The 17,836-nt window shown below is 61.6% G+C and carries 15 protein-coding genes and 1 tRNA gene; 11 read left to right on the top strand and 5 right to left on the bottom strand.

The annotated features are described in order from the left end of the window. Nucleotides 1-54 precede the first annotated feature (54 nt). Nucleotides 55-891 (top strand): DODA-type extradiol aromatic ring-opening family dioxygenase, encoded by an 837-nt coding sequence (locus tag JL474_RS20145; RefSeq protein WP_203143674.1) that lies wholly within the window; start codon nucleotides 55-57, stop codon nucleotides 889-891. A 209-nt stretch (nucleotides 892-1,100) separates the two neighbouring features. Here JL474_RS20145 and JL474_RS20140 read toward each other — a convergent pair. Then, nucleotides 1,101-1,177, bottom strand: a tRNA-Arg gene (locus JL474_RS20140). 479 nt (nucleotides 1,178-1,656) lie between these two features. On the opposite strand from JL474_RS20140, the gene JL474_RS20135 reads away from it, so the two are divergent. The 4 genes from JL474_RS20135 (at nucleotide 1,657) to JL474_RS20120 (ending at nucleotide 5,804) form a co-directional block, all read left to right on the top strand. Continuing rightward, nucleotides 1,657-1,863, top strand: coding sequence for a bacterioferritin-associated ferredoxin (locus JL474_RS20135; RefSeq protein WP_123636754.1), 207 nt, complete (start codon nucleotides 1,657-1,659; stop codon nucleotides 1,861-1,863). A 161-nt stretch (nucleotides 1,864-2,024) separates the two neighbouring features. Next, nucleotides 2,025-2,504 carry a bacterioferritin gene (bfr, locus tag JL474_RS20130; RefSeq protein WP_123636752.1) on the top strand — a complete coding sequence of 160 codons (480 nt, stop codon included), beginning with the start codon at nucleotides 2,025-2,027 and terminating at the stop codon, nucleotides 2,502-2,504. A gap of 430 nt (nucleotides 2,505-2,934) precedes the next feature. After that, complete coding sequence (locus JL474_RS20125; protein ID WP_203143671.1) at nucleotides 2,935-4,392, top strand: mannose-1-phosphate guanylyltransferase/mannose-6-phosphate isomerase; 1,458 nt, start codon at nucleotides 2,935-2,937, stop codon at nucleotides 4,390-4,392. Between the two features lie 47 nt (nucleotides 4,393-4,439). Next, nucleotides 4,440-5,804: a phosphohexomutase domain-containing protein gene (locus tag JL474_RS20120; RefSeq protein ID WP_328797851.1), complete on the top strand. Its 1,365-nt coding sequence runs from the start codon at nucleotides 4,440-4,442 to the stop codon at nucleotides 5,802-5,804. Between the two features lie 74 nt (nucleotides 5,805-5,878). On the opposite strand, the gene JL474_RS20115 is transcribed toward JL474_RS20120, so the two are convergent. Both JL474_RS20115 and JL474_RS20110 read right to left on the bottom strand, forming a co-directional pair. Then, nucleotides 5,879-6,979 carry a phospholipase A gene (locus tag JL474_RS20115; RefSeq protein ID WP_203143667.1) on the bottom strand — a complete coding sequence of 367 codons (1,101 nt, stop codon included), beginning with the start codon at nucleotides 6,977-6,979 and terminating at the stop codon, nucleotides 5,879-5,881. Nucleotides 6,980-7,015: 36 nt separating this feature from the next. Further along, nucleotides 7,016-7,342, bottom strand: a complete 327-nt coding sequence (locus JL474_RS20110) for a hypothetical protein (RefSeq protein WP_203143665.1) — start codon at nucleotides 7,340-7,342, stop codon at nucleotides 7,016-7,018. 195 nt (nucleotides 7,343-7,537) lie between these two features. Between JL474_RS20110 and JL474_RS20105 the strand changes: the two genes are divergently transcribed. Then, nucleotides 7,538-7,954 carry a c-type cytochrome gene (locus JL474_RS20105; RefSeq protein WP_203143773.1) on the top strand — a complete coding sequence of 139 codons (417 nt, stop codon included), beginning with the start codon at nucleotides 7,538-7,540 and terminating at the stop codon, nucleotides 7,952-7,954. A gap of 62 nt (nucleotides 7,955-8,016) precedes the next feature. On the opposite strand, the gene rep is transcribed toward JL474_RS20105, so the two are convergent. Continuing rightward, the gene (gene rep, locus JL474_RS20100; protein WP_123636621.1) at nucleotides 8,017-10,035 is read right to left on the bottom strand and encodes a DNA helicase Rep; all 2,019 of its coding nucleotides are present in this window, start codon (nucleotides 10,033-10,035) and stop codon (nucleotides 8,017-8,019) included. Nucleotides 10,036-10,428: 393 nt separating this feature from the next. On the opposite strand from rep, the gene JL474_RS20095 reads away from it, so the two are divergent. The 4 genes from JL474_RS20095 (at nucleotide 10,429) to rmf (ending at nucleotide 16,620) form a co-directional block, all read left to right on the top strand. Then, on the top strand, nucleotides 10,429-12,165 hold the full coding sequence (locus JL474_RS20095) for a putative bifunctional diguanylate cyclase/phosphodiesterase (protein WP_123636622.1): 1,737 nt from the start codon (nucleotides 10,429-10,431) through the stop codon (nucleotides 12,163-12,165). A gap of 179 nt (nucleotides 12,166-12,344) precedes the next feature. Beyond that, the gene (locus JL474_RS20090) at nucleotides 12,345-14,681 is read left to right on the top strand and encodes a Tex family protein (protein WP_203143663.1); all 2,337 of its coding nucleotides are present in this window, start codon (nucleotides 12,345-12,347) and stop codon (nucleotides 14,679-14,681) included. Between the two features lie 53 nt (nucleotides 14,682-14,734). Further along, a complete protein-coding gene (gene gshA / locus JL474_RS20085; RefSeq protein WP_203143661.1) occupies nucleotides 14,735-16,294 on the top strand; it encodes a glutamate--cysteine ligase in 1,560 nt (519 codons plus the stop codon). Nucleotides 16,295-16,413: 119 nt separating this feature from the next. After that, complete coding sequence (gene rmf / locus JL474_RS20080; protein WP_123636625.1) at nucleotides 16,414-16,620, top strand: ribosome modulation factor; 207 nt, start codon at nucleotides 16,414-16,416, stop codon at nucleotides 16,618-16,620. A 39-nt stretch (nucleotides 16,621-16,659) separates the two neighbouring features. On the opposite strand, the gene JL474_RS20075 is transcribed toward rmf, so the two are convergent. Next, nucleotides 16,660-17,109 carry a flagellar basal body-associated FliL family protein gene (locus JL474_RS20075; RefSeq protein ID WP_203143659.1) on the bottom strand — a complete coding sequence of 150 codons (450 nt, stop codon included), beginning with the start codon at nucleotides 17,107-17,109 and terminating at the stop codon, nucleotides 16,660-16,662. A gap of 185 nt (nucleotides 17,110-17,294) precedes the next feature. Between JL474_RS20075 and JL474_RS20070 the strand changes: the two genes are divergently transcribed. After that, nucleotides 17,295-17,801, top strand: a complete 507-nt coding sequence (locus tag JL474_RS20070) for a disulfide bond formation protein B (RefSeq protein ID WP_203143657.1) — start codon at nucleotides 17,295-17,297, stop codon at nucleotides 17,799-17,801. Nucleotides 17,802-17,836: the final 35 nt, after the last annotated feature.

The raw sequence follows: 17,836 nt of genomic DNA, 5'->3' as shown, positions 1-17,836 counted from the left end.
AGTCCTGTGCCGGCTCTGATGACGTATCTAAAATGGGCGTGGAGGGAGACAACGATGAGTACCGATACCGATGTGCTGTTTATTTCCCATGGCGGCGGCCCGATGCCGTTGCTTGGGGATCCCGGCCACCGTGAGATGGTGGACACGCTGACGGATATCGCCGGCAAGCTGAAGAAGCCGTCGGCCATTCTGGTGATCAGTGCGCACTGGGAGGCGGCCGTGCCGACCATTACGGCGGGCGCCTCTCCAAAGCTCATCTACGACTACTATGGTTTCCCGCCGGAGTCCTATGAGATTCAGTACCCGTGTCCGGGGGAGCCGGCTCTGGCCCAACAGGTTGGCGCGGCGCTGGACGCGGCAGGACTGCCGGCCCGGCTGGACCACGAGCGGGGCTTTGATCATGGCCTGTTCGTGCCGCTCAAGCTGATGTATCCGGAGGCCGACATTCCCTGCGTGCAGTTGTCCCTGGTGAACACCCTGGACCCGGAAACCCATCTGGCGATCGGTCGTGCCCTGCAGGCTCTGGACTATGACAATCTGCTGGTGATCGGCTCGGGGTTCTCGTTCCACAACATGCGGGCCTTCTATTCCACGGTGTCTTCCGAGGACGGCGCCCGCAACCGGGCATTTGAAGCGTGGCTGGAAGAGACCTGCGGTGATCCTTCCATGTCGGAGTCGCAGCGCACGGAACGGCTGGTGCACTGGGATCAGGCGCCGTATGCCCGGTTCTGTCATCCCCGGGAAGAGCATCTGTTGCCGTTACATGTGTGCTATGGACTGGCCGGTAAGGCGAGTGATGCGCATATGTCGGCGCGGATTATTGGGAAGATGTCGGGGATGTATTATTGGCGGGTTGGGGCAGGAAGTGAATCATTGGCTGCAGGTCGATGAGCAGACAGAGCGTAACGAGGATGTGCCTGAGGGGATAGGATGGACTCGCAACGCGTCAGGCGCGTTGCTCGGGGCTTCGCCCCGTCGTCGCAGGGCTCCGACGCCCAAACGGCTGGCGCCGTTTGTCGAACCGTAGGTTCTTCATCGGCCATCCCGCAAACCACCGTTCCACAAAAAAGCCCGCGCTAGGCGGGCTTTTTTGTGGAATATGGCCCGCCCGATAGGATTCGAACCTATGACCTTTGCCTCCGGAGGGCAACGCTCTATCCAGCTGAGCTACGGGCGGTTATCAACTTGTTCAGACTCCGAAAGATGAAGAGTCCGGCTCAGTTTGCGGTGTACTGGATAGAGCGTGTCACGCTCCCCTTTCGGGTCCAGTCCGCCGCGTTGCATCGCGGCGGCCGCTCCAGCGGGCGAAAGCTTCGCTTCCACGTTATCCGCTTCCGCCCAGCTGAGCTATGGGCGGTAAACTTTTTGAACTCGAGAAACGCATTGACTGGTCGTACTGCGCACGACCCAGCTGCACTGCTCGCTTCGCTCCCAGCATAAAAGCTACGGGCGGAATGAAAAACAGCGCGAGGCGCCGATTTCGAGTGCGCAATCTTACGTGTGAGTCGCCAGTCTGTCCAGCCCCGTGAGGCGGAATGCACCGGAAACACCCTACTGGTTATCCGTTACACAAAAATCAGGCAAAGGGGTTGAATTTTCATTCGCTAATAACAATAATTATCAACAACATTAACAGTGCCTATGAGTATCGCCTATATGTACGTATGTCTTTGTCATGGGGTGACCGACCGTCAGATTCGCAAGGCGGCCGAGGATGGATGTCGTTCCATGCGGCAGTTGGGCAAGGAAATGGGTGTCGGGCGTCAATGTGGGCGCTGTGCGGCAACGGCTCGTGAAATTCTGCGTGAGTGTCAGTCCGAAGATTATATGAATCTGGCCGCAATGCTGGCCCAACCTGCCTGAGGATGCTTTCTCAGGCAGTTCTCCGCGTTTCTCGCCATTGAAGGGCGCTGTCTGCGTCTGACTCTCCGCTAACACTGCGAATCATTATCCGCTGCGATTTTTTATTGCGCCGTTTCCGTCTATCCTGTTGATTCCACGCATCAGGAAAGGAGTTCGCAGTCATGAAGGGTGATAAGAAGGTCATCCAGTACCTCAACAAGGTTCTCGCCAATGAGCTGACGGCGATCAACCAGTACTTTCTCCATTCGCGGATGTACAAGGATTGGGGGATCACCCACCTGGCGGCGAAGGAGTACGAGGAATCCATCGACGAGATGAAGCACGCCGATCAACTGATCGAGCGCATCCTGTTCCTCGAGGGACTGCCCAATCTGCAGGATCTCAACAAGCTGCTGATCGGCGAAGACGTCAAGGAAATGATCGAGTGCGACCTGAAGCTTGAGCAGATCGCCCACAAGGACCTCAAGGAAGCCATCGGCTACTGTGAGGACATCAAGGATTACACCAGCCGTGCGCTGTTCCGGTCGATCCTGGACAGTGAAGAAGAGCACATCGACTGGCTGGAAACCCAGCTGGACATGATCGACAAGATGGGTGTGCAGAACTACATCCAGCTGCAAAGTGCCCACGCCGATGGCTGATCAGCCGTCCGGTTGATTACAAGGTGCCGCCCCCTTGGCGGTCACCTTGTGCTTTCCCCGCTGTTTCGATTCCCCGAACGATCCCCTGATTCCCGGCCACTTTTAGGGCCACTGCCCAGCCTTTGTGCTCTCCCCGCTTTCCCCAAAAGCCGCCGTGCCGGCATTGCCCGGTCTTTATCTCTTTTTAATGTTCGGTCAGACCGTTGAATTCCTATGTATTATCGATGGGCGTTGTCGCCAGCAGGCCGTTTGGGCGGGCTGGAGGCACGGATATTGAATCGTTTCGTGATGAGGGGCTGGTGGGGCGCCGAATACGCGTCGCCCGCCAAACCCATGTCGCACTGATGGCATCGGGCTGTCACATGCCATTGGCAGTATGACCATCCTCGCGGCAGTCAGGAGGCGAGGTCGTTCAGGGAGGGCTACCCACATGATTCCTGTGATTCTATCCGGTGGCACCGGTTCACGCCTGTGGCCGCTGTCCCGTGAAGCATACCCCAAGCAGTTTCTGCAGTTGGCGGGTGAGCAGAGCCTGTTGCAGAAAACGTTGTCCCGCCTGCCCTCGGATGGCGTTTCGGCGCCGCTGATCGTGGCGGGTAACCAGCATCGTTTCATCCTCAGTGAGCAGCTTTCCGCCATTGGCTGCGAGCCGTCGGCCATCCTGCTGGAGCCGTTTGGCCGCAATACCGCGCCGGCGATCGCCATGGCGGCGTTGCAGGTGGCGGCTTCGGATCCGGAGGCGATCATGCTGGTGCTGCCGGCGGATCACCACGTGAGCGATGAGCAGGCCTTCCGGGCCGCCCTGGCGCGCGGCGAAACGGCGGCGCAGGCCGGCTCGCTGGTGCTGTTCGGCGTGCTACCGACGGGGCCGGAGACCGACTACGGCTACATCGGTGCCGAGCCGGACAAGGCGGTGGGCGAGGGCGTTTTTCGCGTCAGCCATTTCACCGAGAAGCCGGATCACGCTACCGCCGAGAGCCTGCTGGCCAACGGCGGCCATTTCTGGAACAGCGGTATGGTGATGTTCCGCGCCGACCGCTATCTCGATGAGCTGAAAAAGCACAGTCCCGACATCTACGACACCTGTCAGCTGGCGTTTCGTCACGTCTGGCAGGACCTGGAGTTTTCCCGGATCCCGTCCGAGATCTTCGAGCACTGCCCGGATGACTCGGTGGATCGGGCGGTCCTGGAAAAGACGGACAGCGCCGTGGTGGTTCCGATGGACGCCGGCTGGCGCGATCTGGGTTCCTGGGCGGCTTACTGGGAGTCTCAGGTCCAGGACGACCAGCAGAATGTGGTGGTCGGCGAGGCCTGCCTGGAGCAGTCGCAGGGCTGTCTGGTGCATTCGAAGGATCGCCTGGTGGCCATGCTGGGCGTGAACGATCTGGTGGTGATCGATACCCGGGACGCATTACTGGTCGCCCGGCGCCACCGGGTGCAGGAAGTGAAGGCGATGGTGGAAAAGCTGCGGGCGGAAAAGCGCCCCGAAGTGGATGCCCATCGTGAGGTCTACCGGCCCTGGGGCAGCTACGACAGCGTCGATGGTGGTCACCGGTTCCAGGTGAAACGGATCTCGGTGAAACCGGGTGAGCAGCTGTCGCTGCAGAAGCACCATCATCGGGCCGAGCACTGGATCGTGGTGAGCGGTACGGCGGAGGTGACCCGGGACGACGACACCTTCCTGATGACCGAAAACGAGTCCACCTATATCCCGATCGGGGCCGTTCACCGGCTCGCGAACCCGGGCAAGATACCGCTCGAACTGATTGAGGTACAATCCGGCGCCTATCTCGGTGAGGACGATATCGAGCGCCTGCAGGACAACTACGGCCGCACCGCAGCAGCGGGTGACGAGACGGCCACTCCGGCGTCCTCAGAGTCGATCTGAAGGGCGCCGTCACAGCGATTTAACGATGCCAGTCAAAGGAGATATTGATGGCTTATTCATGCTTCAAGGCCTATGACATCCGGGGCCGTATTCCCGACCAACTCAATCCGGAACTGGCCGAGCGCATTGGACGCGCCTACGTGGCCGTGACCGGCGCGAAGAAAGTGATCGTCGGCTACGACATCCGCCTGTCCAGCCCGGAAATGGCCGAGGCGCTCAGCAAAGGCCTGATGGCCGCCGGGGCAGACGTCTACGACATCGGCCTGTGCGGGACCGAGCAGGTTTACTTCGCCACCAGCCATTACAAGATGGACGGCGGCATCATGGTCACCGCCAGCCACAACCCGAAGGACTACAACGGGATGAAGCTGGTACGGGAAGACTCCAAACCGATCAGCAACGACACCGGCCTGCGTGACATTCACGACCGCCTGGACGAACCGTTCGAGGACGCCGGTCAGCGCGGTACTTACCACAAGCTGGCCGCGGAAGACGATTACATCGAGCACCTGCTGGGCTACGTTGATGGGGCCAGCCTCAAGCCCCTGGCGATTACCGTCAACGCTGGTAACGGTGGTGCCGGCCGAGTGATCGACAAGCTCGAGAAGCGTCTGCCGTTCAGCTTCATCAAGCTGCAGAACGAACCGGACGGAAGCTTCCCCAACGGCGTGCCCAACCCGATCCTGACCGAGAATCGCGCGGTGACCGAGCAGGCGGTCAAGGCCAACCAGGCGGATATGGGCATTGCGTGGGACGGTGACTACGACCGCTGTTTCTTCTGGGATGAGAACGGCCGCTTTATCGAGGGCTATTACATCGTTGGCCTGCTGGCGGACCAATTCCTGCACAAGCAGGGCGGGGGTGCCGTGATCCACGATCCGCGCCTGGTATGGAACACCCAGGATCTGGTGGAAAAGGCCGGCGGCCGGGCGGTCGAGAGCAAGACCGGTCACGCCTTCATCAAGGAACGCATGCGCGCCGAGGACGCCATCTATGGCGGCGAGATGAGTGCGCACCACTATTTCCGTGACTTTGCCTACTGCGACAGCGGCATGATCCCCTGGCTGCTGCTGGCCGAGCGCATCAGCCAATCCGGGCAGACGCTGTCGTCACTGATCGATGAGCGAATCGACGCCTATCCGGCCAGCGGTGAGATCAACCGCACCATCGATAACCCGGCGGCGGTGATCAAGGCCATCGAAGAGAAGTACAGCGCCGATGCGGAGTCGGTGAGTCATGTGGACGGTCTGAGCGTGGCGTTCAAGGACTGGCGCTTCAACCTGCGCATGTCCAACACCGAGCCCGTCGTGCGTCTGAACGTGGAATCCCGCGGCGACAAGGCGCTGATGGAAGCCAGGACCGAGCAGCTGCTCAAGGAAATGGAAGAGCTCAACGCTGCGAACGTGGCCTGATCTCTACCGGAACCTGATATGACAAAGCCCCGCAACCGCGGGGCTTTTTTTGTGGTGAGGGTGTGCGCCGCGCGTCACAGCCAGTCGTTCAGCATGATGCCGACACCGATCCGCTGGATGCGCTCGTTGTAGTCGATCAAGCTCTCACCATAGCCGTTGTAGTACTGGATGAAGCCCTTGATGGTTTCGCCCACGGGGAAGCTGTAGCCCAGCTGGATGGACGTCTTGTTGTCGCTGGTGCGGAAATTGTTGCGCAGCTTGAGCGACAGGGTGCGGTCGTTGTCGATCTTGTAAACCGCCCAGTAATCGCCGTAGCCCAGGTACTTGTCGATGTCCGGGTTGTCGTCTTCCGAGGTTTTCTCGGGAATCCGGTACCACGGCTGTACGAAGAACAGCCAGCGGTCCCAGGTGTAGGCCACGCTGCCCATGACCCGGTTCCAGCTGCGGGACTGGGGTTCGGACTGGCCGTTGGACTGGTGGTTTAGGCCCAGCGTGACGGCTTCCAGTCGGCCGGGGCCGACGTCCCACTGGGTGGCGTAACGGGCGAAGATTTCCGGCTCGTAGTTGGTCTCGCGGAAGGGCTTGGAGGCGTCGTTGTTATAGACCTGCCAGAACGACAGCTGGGTGTAGCCAAACCACAGGGTCAGGCGTTTATCGAACATCCCTGTCAGCAGCGGCACCTTGAAGCTGATCTGGTACTTGGCTTCGTCGTAGTTCAGCGGCTTGTCGTAGTCGGTCGTGCCGTAGGTCGGGCTGTGCGGGTGCTGGTTGGGATGGTGCATGTAGGTGTACGGCAGGATGTACGTTGGCCGGTGGGTCACAAAACTGCCCGAGAACGAGAACAGCGCCTGTTCAGTGGCGAAGTAGCGATCGACCAGCGAATCCGCCGTGTCGCCTTTTTGGGCATCGACGCCTTTTTCATCGGACGCAGTCTCGCTGCCGGTGTCGAACTGGAGATTCTCCGTCACCTCGTTGGCCCGGTCGATACGCTCTTCGCTGGCCCGTTCCCGCGCCTTTTCCGGGTCCGTGATGGCGTCGTAGCACGCCAGCCGCTGCACGCCGTTTTCGATCAGGGCGCAATCGTCCGAGGCAAACCCGGTGTAATCGGGTACAGCATCCTGGGCGGCCGCCAGAGGGGCGGTCAGGGCCAGGCAAAGCGCTGGAAGTCGTCGCATAGCGGGTTCCGTCCTTGTCCGTTGTCCTGTGAGAGATCAGAGGCTGAGCCAGGTGCGCGCGATGGCATACGCCCACACGCCCAACAGCGTTACGGTCAGTAAGCCGAAAACGATCTTGTGTTTAACGGCGGCGGTTTCTTCGACGTTGGCGACCCAGCGCAGGTACATCAGTCCGATAAAGCTGAGGAAGACCGCCAGGCTCGACAGCGCCGGGACCAGCAGCCAGAGCGGATCCACCTGGCCATCGGGACCGGCCAGGCGGCCCATCAGGAGCATGGATCCCAGCAGGACAGCCAGTGCCGAAAATTCGATGGCGATCAGCGGGCGGCGCCACGGATGCGCCTTGGGGTAATGCTTGGGCATGGAGAACTCCTGTACAGTTGCTGCACATGATACCCATTACGCCCGCGTCAGGTCAGGTGATTAACTGAATTTTAAGGATTTGCGGGAAGCGGCTACGCTTGCAGGGAGTGGTTGGCTTGTTTGGTCGGACCCGGCAGCTATAATCCGGAACCATACGATAAATAAGAATCAGGTGGGGGACTCACTGTGAAAAGGATGAGAGTGCTGGCGGCGATCCTGCTGGTGATGGGCCTCGGCGGCGGTCCGGCGAATGCGGCCGTGGAAGACGAGATCAAGGCACGTATCCAGCCGATTGGTGAGGTCTGCGTGGATGGTCAGGACTGTGGCGATGTGGTGACGTCCGCTGCGCCGGCCTCCGCTTCGTCGGGCCCGCGTTCGGGCGAGGAGGTCTACACCAACGTGTGTGCCGCCTGCCACGGTGCCGGGGTGATGGGCGCGCCCAAGTTCGGGGACGCCGGTGCCTGGTCGCCGCGCATCGACAAAGGGCTCGATACCCTGGTGAATCACGCCATCAACGGCTTCAATGCCATGCCGCCAAAAGGGGGCTGTGCCAATTGCCCCGACGAGGAAATCAAGGCAGCGGTCGAGCACATGGTCGAGGCGGCCAAGTAGGCTTCAATGGCCTGAGTCTCCCCGGGGCGCCGGGTATTCGCCCGGCGTATTGCACGCCGACTTCAGGCGCCCAGGTCGCCGAGCAAGGCGCTGAGGGTGGCCTTCCCCTTACGCTGGTTGGCCGCGGCGTCGGTATCCCCCAGACCTTCCCAGAGCACGTCGTCTTCCGGTAATTCATCCAGGAAGCGGCTGGGAATGGTCTCGATCTTCTCGCCGTACTGCTTGCGCTGGGCCGCGTAGGTCAGTGCCAAGGTTTGCCGGGCGCGGGTGATGCCCACGTACATCAGCCGGCGCTCCTCCTCGATGTTGTCTTCCTCGATGCTGGAGCGGTGGGGCAGGATTTCCTCCTCCAGGCCCATGATGAAGACGTGGGGGAATTCCAGACCCTTGGACGCGTGCAGCGTCAGCAACTGGACCTTGTCGCTGTCGTCCTCTTCCTCGCGCTGCTCCATCATGTCCCGCAGGATCAGGCGACTGATGGCGTCTTCGATGCCAATTTCGTCCGCCGTCCCCTTGTCGTTGTCCAGCATGCGCTGGATGGAATCCACCAGGTACCAGATGTTCTCCATGCGCCGCTCGGCCTGCTTGGGCGTGCCGGCGTGCTGGTGCAGCCACTCTTCGTACTCGATATCCGTGAACAGCTGCTTGATGACCGGGATCGGCTCCTCCTGGAACAGGCGCTGGCTGGTGCGATCGGTCCAGTGGGCGAAGCGGCGCAACTTGTCCAGGCCCCGCTCGGACACATGCTCTTCGGCCCCCAGATTGTGCAGGGCCTTGAACATGCTGATCTGGCGCCCCCGGGAATAGTTGCCCAGTTGCTCCAGCGTGGTGGGGCCGATCTCGCGTCGGGGCACGTTTACCACCCGCAGGAACGCCGCGTCGTCGTCCGGGTTGATCATCAGCCGCAGGTACGCCATGGCGTCCTTGATCTCGTTGCGGGAGAAGAACGACTGGCCGCCGGAGATCCGGTAGGGAATCTGGTAGGCCTGCAGCTTCATCTCCAGCAGCCGCGATTGGTGGTTGCCCCGATACAGCACGGCGAAATCCCGGAATTCGATGCCTTTCTTCAGCTTCTGGTCGAGGATCTCGGTGGCGATCCGCTCGGCCTCGGCATCCTCGCTGCGGCAGCGGATGATGCGGATTTCGTCGCCGATGGCATGGTCACTCCACAGGGCCTTCTCGAACACGTGCGGGTTGTTGGCAATGACCGTGTTGGCGCAGCGCAGGATGCGCGACGTGGAGCGGTAGTTCTGCTCCAGTTTGACGATCTTGAGGCTCGGGAAATCGTCCTTCAGGGTGGCGAGGTTCTCCGGCCGGGCGCCGCGCCAGGCGTAGATGGACTGGTCGTCGTCGCCAACCACGGTGAAGGCGGCCCGTTCGGCCACCAGCAGCTTGACCAGTTCGTACTGACACAGGTTGGTGTCCTGGTACTCGTCCACCAGCATGTAGCGGATCTTGCGCCGCCACTTGTCCAGCACCTCCGGGTTGGTCTTGAACAGCTGCACCGGCAGCAGGATCAGGTCGTCGAAGTCCACCGCGTTGTAGGCTTTCAGGTACTCCTGGTAGCGCTGGTAGATCAGGGCGATGCGCTGTTCCCGTTCGTCCGCCGCGCGGCTCAGGGCGTGGCCCGGCGCCCACATGGCGTTCTTCCAGTTGGAGATGGTCATCTGGATGTCGTTGAGCTCATCGCCGGCGTCGGCGCTGGCTTCGCGCAGCATCAGGTCCTGCAACAGGGCCTTGGCATCCTCGGCGTCAAAAATGGAGAAGCCCGGGTGATAGCCCAGGTGGGCGTGCTCCTCCTTGATCATATTCAGGCCGAGGTTGTGGAAGGTGGACACGGTCAGGCCCCGGGTCAGCTTGCGATCCACCAGGCGGGTGACCCGCTCTTTCATCTCCCGCGCGGCCTTGTTGGTAAAGGTGAGGGCGGCGATATGACGGCCCGGAATGCCCACCTGTTCGATCAGGTAGGCCATCTTGCGGGTGATCACGCTGGTCTTGCCGCTGCCGGCCCCGGCCAGGACCAGCATGGGGCCATCGACATAGCGAACCGCTTCTCGTTGACGGGGATTGAGCTGCGACACGGGTGTCCTGCCTGAAAAAATCGTTTACCCTTGGGCACTTGTCAGTGCGATCAGGGCAAGGCGCTTTGAAAGCCGGGCCGAATGGCCGGATCGAGCGGGTTATTCTACATCAGGTGGCGGCCGGGGTTTACTCCATTCGGTAACGAAACGCATACCGGCGCGCAGGGCCGTCACCAACGGGTGTTGGCATAGAACGAAAATGACGCTGCAGTCAGCGGGCGGTTCGTCTATGCTTTCCCATGCCCCCTATGGAAAGGGCTTAGTCAATGAGATGCTGGATTGTCGGACCTGGTGCGCGGAACGTATACCGGCATCTGAGGTGTGATGCCGGTAGGATGCCGTACCTGCCAATCGATTGCATGGCACCGGATAAAAGGGAGTTGGCCGCCACCAATGAATGATGTGGATGATGCGTGGAATGCCACGGCTGTCCGATTACTGATTTTGACGCCGGAGCTGCAGGACTACCTGTGGTACGTCCATCTGTTGAAACAGAATCCGGAGCTGAAGGTCGAACTGACCTGGTGTCCCGATCTGGCCGATTGTGAAGACCTGATCAGTCACACCCAGTTCGACGTGGTGCTGTGGGACAGCATCATGTTCGTCACCTCCCAGACCGCGTTCCTTCAGTACCTCGCCGTCGCCGGCGATGAAAAACCCGTGATTGCCCTCGGCGCCGAACCCGAGGCCATCGGCCTGCCTCCGGCCCGGGTCAATGGCGCGATCGACTACCTGTGCAAGGGCCATCTCGACTGCTGGAACCTGGGCCGCGCCCTGCTGTGCGCGCTGTTCCGCCACCGCGCCACCGCCAGTACCCGCACCGAGTTGGGCCGGGAAGTCGCCAGCGGCTTTATCAACCGGGACCTGTTCTTCGACCGGCTGCAGCAGGCTATCCTGCGGGCCGAGCGGCATAACCAGCGGCTGGCGCTGCTGCACATCAACCTGGACGAATTCCGTTCCGTCAACGACAGCCTCGGTTACCAGGCCGGGGATCAGTTGATCCTCAAGCTGGCGGAGCGTCTGCGCCAGAAACTGCGCCGGGTGGATTCGCTGATGCGGATTGGCGGCGATGAATTCGCGATCATTATTGAACGGGTCGAAAACTCCCTCGACGTCACCCAGGTGATCCGCAAGCTCGTGGCTTCCCTGAATGAGCCGGTGGTGGTGGAGGGTAAGAGTGTGGTGCTGACCGCGAGCGTCGGTATTGCCACCTACCCGGAAGCCGGCAATACGCCGGAAATGCTCTTGCGCCAGGCCAACCGTGCGATGTTTGAGGCCAAGCGCGACGCCGGCACCAGTTACCGCTTCTACAACCAGCAGCTGCACCTGACGGTCGGGCGTCAACTGACCCTGGAGGCCGACCTGCGCAACGCGCTGCGGGGCAAGCAGCTGGAATTGTATTACCAGCCGCGCATCGATCTCGTCACGGAGGAAGTGCGGGGCGTGGAATGCCTGCTGCGATGGAATCACCCCGATCGGGGGTTGGTCGGACCGGACGAATTCATTCCCGCCGCAGAACGCAGCGGATTGATCGTGCCCATCGGCTACTGGGTGCTGGAACAGGCCTGCGAACGACTGCGGGAAGCCAACGGTCTGGGTTACCCGGGCCTGGTGTTTGCCGTGAACCTGTCGTTCCGTCAGTTCCACGACCGCAAGATGACCGAAACCATCTTCCGCATCATCTACAACGCCAGTATCGATACCAGCCTGCTGGAACTGGAGCTGACGGAAAGTGCGATGATGCACGATCCGGACTACGCCCAGCGCTGCCTGCGCGAACTGAATCAGTTGGGCATCAGCTTCGCGCTGGACGATTTCGGCACCGGGTTCTCATCGCTGTCCAACCTCCAGCACTTGCCCATTTCCCTGGTCAAGATCGACAAGTCGTTTGTCCAGCGCCTGGGGCAGAGCGGCGACGCCGAGCACATCATCCGCGCCATCATCAGTCTGGCCCACAGTCTGCAGATGAGTGTGGTGGCTGAAGGCGTCGAGACCGAAGGCCAGCTGGACTTCCTGCGCCAGCAGCACTGCGACGAAGTGCAGGGCTACTATTATGCCCGCCCCATGCCCTGGGCCGACCTGCTGGTCTTCCTCGAAGAGCGTAACAGCCTCGCTTGTCTGGGCCAGTAGGCCTCTGTACCTTTCACTGCATCATCCTGTGGATTGTTGATACCGACGCGCCCGCTTGCCCAAATGGCCCCGGGTTCGCCGGGGATCGCCGAAGACCCCGCCATGGCGCTATAATGCGCGCCTTTCCTCCGGAGGTCTTTCGACCCACATCCGTCTATGTGCAATGCAAGTGAGGTGGCATGAACAGTATTTTCCAGCGGATCGCCGACGAACTGGGTGTCCGGCAACAACAGGTCAGCGCCACGGTTGGCCTGCTCGACGAAGGCGCCACGGTGCCGTTTATTGCCCGTTACCGGAAAGAGGTGACCGGCTCGCTGGATGACACCCAGCTGCGCACGCTCGAGGAGCGCCTGCGTTACCTGCGTGAACTGGAAGACCGTCGCGGTACCATCCTGGCCAGTATCGAAGAGCAGGGCAAACTGACCGACGAACTGCGTGAAGCGATCGAGACGGCGGACACCAAGAACCGCCTCGAAGACCTCTATCTGCCTTATAAACCCAAGCGCCGCACCAAGGCCCAGATCGCCAAGGAGGCGGGGCTGGAGCCGCTGGCGGATGCGCTCTATGAGGATCCGACCCAGGATCCGGACACGCTGGCCGCCGAGTATCTCAACGCCGAAGCGGGCGTCGAGGATGCCAAGGCCGCACTGGACGGTGCCAAGTACATCCTGATGGAGCGCTTCGCCGAGGATGCGGAACTGCTCGGTCACCTGCGTGATTTCCTGTGGCAGGACGGCACGCTCAAGGTCACCGTGGTGCCCGGCAAGGAAAACGAGGGCGCCAAGTTCCGTGACTATTTCGAGCACAGTGAGCCGCTGAAGAAGGTGCCGTCCCATCGGGCGCTGGCGATCCTGCGCGGTCGCAACGAAGGTATCCTCAATTACAGCATCGTGGTGGGTGACGACGAGGACGATCGCAGCCGCGTGTCGCCCTGCGAACAGAAAATTGCCGGGCACTGGAAAATCCGCGACCAGGGCCGCGCCGCTGACCGCTGGCTGGCGGAAGTGGTGCGCTGGACCTGGCGGGTCAAGCTGTCCACCCACCTGGAAACCGAGCTGGTGGCGCAGGTGCGCGAAGCCGCCGAAGCCGAGGCCATCCAGGTCTTCGCGGCCAACCTGAAGGATCTCCTGCTGCTGGCCCCGGCGGGCCCGCGCCCGACTCTGGGCCTCGACCCCGGCCTGCGGACCGGTGTGAAAGTCGCCATCATCGACGGTACCGGTCAGGTGTCCGGCTATGGCGCCATCTTCCCCCACGCGCCACAGAACAAATGGGACCAGTCCATCGAACAGCTGGCCAATTGGTGTCGCGAGCACAAGATCGAGCTGATCGCGATCGGTAACGGCACCGCCTCCCGGGAGACCGAGAAGCTGGCCGCCGAGCTGATCAAGCGCTATCCGGATCTCAACCTGGCGCGCATCGTGGTCAACGAGTCCGGCGCGTCCATTTACTCCGCGTCTGAATTTGCCGCCCGCGAACTGCCGGATCTGGACGTCACCATCCGGGGTGCCGTATCCATCGCCCGTCGTCTGCAGGATCCGCTGGCGGAGCTGGTCAAGATCGAGCCCAAGTCCATCGGTGTGGGGCAGTACCAGCACGACGTGTCCCAGGTGCAGCTGGCGCGCAGCCTGGACGCCGTGGTGGAAGACTGTGTAAACGGCGTGGGTGTCGACCTGAATACCGCGTCGGTACCGTTGCTGGCCCGGGTCGCCGGTCTGAACCAGATCACCGCCCAGAACATCATCGATTTCCGCAACCAGAACGGGGTGTTCCGCAACCGCAAGCAGCTGCTGGACGTGTCCCGCCTGGGCGCGAAAACCTACGAGCAGGCGGCCGGCTTCCTCAAGATCGCCGGTGGCGACAACCCGCTGGATCGCTCCTCCGTGCATCCGGAAGCCTATGGCGTGGTGGAGGCGATCGCCAAGGACAGCGGCAAGTCCGTTGACCAGATTATCGGCGACAGCCACTTTCTGCGCAGCGTCGATCCCAAACGCTATGTGAACGACAAATTCGGTCTGCCCACGATCCAGGACATCATCGCCGAACTTGAAAAACCGGGACGCGACCCCAGACCTGAATTCCGGTTTGCCAGTTTTGAGGAAGGGGTGGAAACCCTGAAGGATCTCGAACCCGGCATGGTGCTGGAAGGCAGTGTCACCAACGTGACCAACTTCGGCGCCTTCGTCGATATCGGCGTCCACCAGGATGGCCTGGTGCACATCTCGGCCCTGTCTCACCAGTTCGTCAAGGACCCGCGTGAGGTGGTGAAAGCCGGCGATATCGTCAAGGTCAAGGTCATGGAAGTGGACGTGCCTCGTAAGCGGATTGGCCTGTCCATGCGTATGGATGACCAACCGGGTGAGAACAATGCGTCACGCGGCGGGCGTAAAGGCGGCGGTCAAAGCGACCGGGCCCCGTCCCGCAATCGCGGTCAGAAAGACAGCGGCAAGGCGCCTCAGGGCGCCATGGCTGGAGCGTTGGCTCAGGCGTTCGCCTCGGCCGGCAAGAAAGGCCGCTAAACTTATATACGGGGTTCGCCGGCGCGGGCCCCGCGGACCCAAGGAGTCAGACCATGGGCGAATCCCGCAAGGGGCTATTCCAGCAGTTCTCGGCGCAGGACTGGCACGGCTTCCGCAAAGGCCTGGAGAAAGAAGGGCTGCGGGTAGACCAGAACGGGTTTATCGCCCAGACACCGCATCCGGAAGCGTTGGGCTCCACGCTTACCCATGACCGGATCACCACGGACTACTCTGAATCCCTGCTGGAGCTGATCACGCCGGTGTGTGACAGTACCGAGTCCCTGCTGGCCTCGCTGTCCGAAACCCACCGTTTCGTGCAGGCCAACCTGGGCGATGAGGTGCTCTGGTCCGGCAGCATGCCCTGTCGGCTGGACGGCGACGCCAGCATCCCCATCGCGGTGTACGGCTCCTCCAACAGCGGTCAGTTGCGACACGTCTATCGCCGCGGGCTGGATGTGCGCTACGGCCGGATGATGCAGAGCATCGCCGGCGTCCATTACAACTTCTCCCTGCCGGAGAGTTTCTGGCCCCGCTGGCAGTCGCTGCTGGGCGACGAGCGTAGCCTGCAGGATTTCAAATCGGACCAGTACTTCTGGCTGATCCGCAATTTCCGCCGGCGCAGCTGGTTGCTGATGCTGCTGTTCGGGGCGTCACCGGCGCTGGATGCCAGCTTCGTGGACGGTGTGTCCCACCATCTCAAGCGTTTCAGCGACGACACCTGGGTGGGCGAGAGTGCGACCTCCCTTCGCATGGGCGACCTGGGCTACCACAACAACGCCCAGGCCTCGCTGGACATCTGTTTCAACGAACTGCGCACCTATACGGACACACTGTACCGGGCGATCCACACGCCCTGGCCGCCCTACGAGAAGATCGGGATGCGCAACGCCGACGGCGAGTTCATCCAGATCAACACCAACGTGCTGCAGATCGAGAACGAGTACTACAGCGCTGTGCGGCCCAAACGCACCACCCAGCGCGGCGAAAAGCCGATCCAGGCGCTGCGTAGCCGCGGGGTGGAATACGTCGAAGTGCGCTGCCTCGATCTGGACCCGTTCGAGCCGCTGGGCATCGGCGCGACTCAGATCGATTTTCTCGACCTGTTCCTGCTGGACTGCCTGCTCAGCGACAGCGAGGTGATCGGTGACGATGAATGCGCCCGCCTCGATGGCAGCTACAAGGATGTCGTGGGCAAGGGGCGCCAGGCCGATCTGCAGATCTGTTTCGAGGGCAGCCTGACACCGGTTCGCGACGCTGCGCTGACCCTGCTGGATCGTCTGCAGGGCCTGGCGGAACGTCTGGACACCTTCAACGGCGGCGAAAAGACCTATCAGAACGCGCTGGCTGCCCAGCGGGCAGTGTTGACCGAGCCGGGCAAGACCCGATCCGACCGGGTTCTGGCGGCGATGGAAAGCCACAGCCAGGGGCATCTGGCCTGGATGCTGGATCAGTCCCGCGCCCATCAGGCGCAGCTGCGTGAAGAAGGGCTGGATGACGCAACCCGGTCCGCCTACGAGAAAATGGCCACCGATTCCATCGCCGCGCAGAAGGAGCTGGAAGCCAGCGACCGGGTGACATTTGAGGAATACCTCAACGCCTATCTGAAGGATTGATCACACTCGGCGTCGCCCCGGCGGACCTGCCGCACAAAACCTGAACAGGCGCTTGTTTCACGCTCAAGCGCCTGTTAATTTTTGTTACAGGTTGCGAACAGGCGCAGGGGAGGGCTGTCATGGCCAGGGACATCAAGCTTGGCTGGGATGTGGAATCGCTCAACAAGGCGTATCGCCAGGGCTATATGGCTTCGGTGATGGGCATGCCCCGTGAGCGCTGTCCCTATCGGGGCGAAGTGGTGATTGCGGCCTGGGAGGCTGGTTGGGAGGACGGCAACGACGCCCTCCAGCAAGAGCAACCCGGTGCCAGCGACCGGATCGCCTGACCGCCGGGGCGCCGTTCCAGTCGGGTTAAATCGCAAGCGCTAGCGCTGCACCACAAAGGATGTGAACAGCACATCCATGATCTCGGCGCCGGTCTGTTCCTCTTCCAGAACCTTGTTGAACACCTCCAGCGCCTTCTGTCGCAGGGCCTCCTGACCTTCCGGCTTCGACAGTTCTTCCAGTTTTTCCTGAGCCAGCAGCATGACCATCTCGTGGCGTAGCCGCGGTTCGTGGTCCTTGACCGCCGTTTCCGCTTCTTTCGACGCCACACGAAGCGTGACCTCGGCCTTCACATAGCTGAGCCGGCCGGTGGATTGCCCAACATTGGTAATGAACGGCGGATCCATGGCCACATAGATCGACGGCGCCGGAGCGGCCTGCTCTTCCGTCGTAGCCTCGTCGGGTGCCTCCTCATCGGCTGCCTGGACGGAAACGCTGGCGAGGCACATCAGGGCGAGGCCAATGGCGAAAACGAGGCGACGGAATGTCATGGGCTTGCAGTTCTCCTTGTAATCCTGTTGTATCGCATCTGACGGTCGGGAACCCCGGCAGAAAATGCCGGTCGATGAACCGGTTCCGTTACCGTGACACCCCAAATCGTGTGCGCCCAGAATAGCAGGCCGATGGAGATCAGCCCAGCCGGGTGCGCCCCAACCCAGCCCGTGAAGAGGACGCCATGCCCGGTCGACGTCTCGTTTTTCTTCTGATTTTCCTGGTGTGCGCTGCCTTGCTCGCCACCGCGTTCTACATGGAATACGTCATGCTGCTTGAGCCCTGTCCGCTCTGCTGGCTGCAGCGTATGGCACTGATGGCCGTTGGCGCGGTAGCGCTGTTGGCGGCCTTGCATGGTCCCAAGGGCTGGGGCGGGCGCCTCTATGGACTGGTGCTGGCGTTTTTCTCCATCCTGGGCACGGCGCTGGCGGCCCGTCAGCTCTGGCTGCAAAGTCTCCCCGAAGAGCAGGTTCCGGCCTGCGGACCATCTGTAGACTATCTGCTTGAGGTCATGCCGCTGCGTGAGGTCCTGAGTATCGCCATGCGCGGTACCGGCGACTGCGCCGAAGTGGTCTGGCGCTTCCTGGGGCTGAGTATCCCGGGCTGGACGGCGATCTTCTTCGTGGCGCTGGCCCTGCTGGGTCTGGCTATCCTGTTCGGCGCGTTTCGCCCCAAGGCGGCCGCTTACTGAGCCGATGTCGTGCAGCGACTCAATGAAACGCTTGC

Source organism: Marinobacter mangrovi (genome assembly GCF_016798325.1).
Taxonomy (GTDB): domain Bacteria; phylum Pseudomonadota; class Gammaproteobacteria; order Pseudomonadales; family Oleiphilaceae; genus Marinobacter_A; species Marinobacter_A mangrovi.
This window is presented reverse-complemented; position numbering and strand designations above follow the sequence as displayed.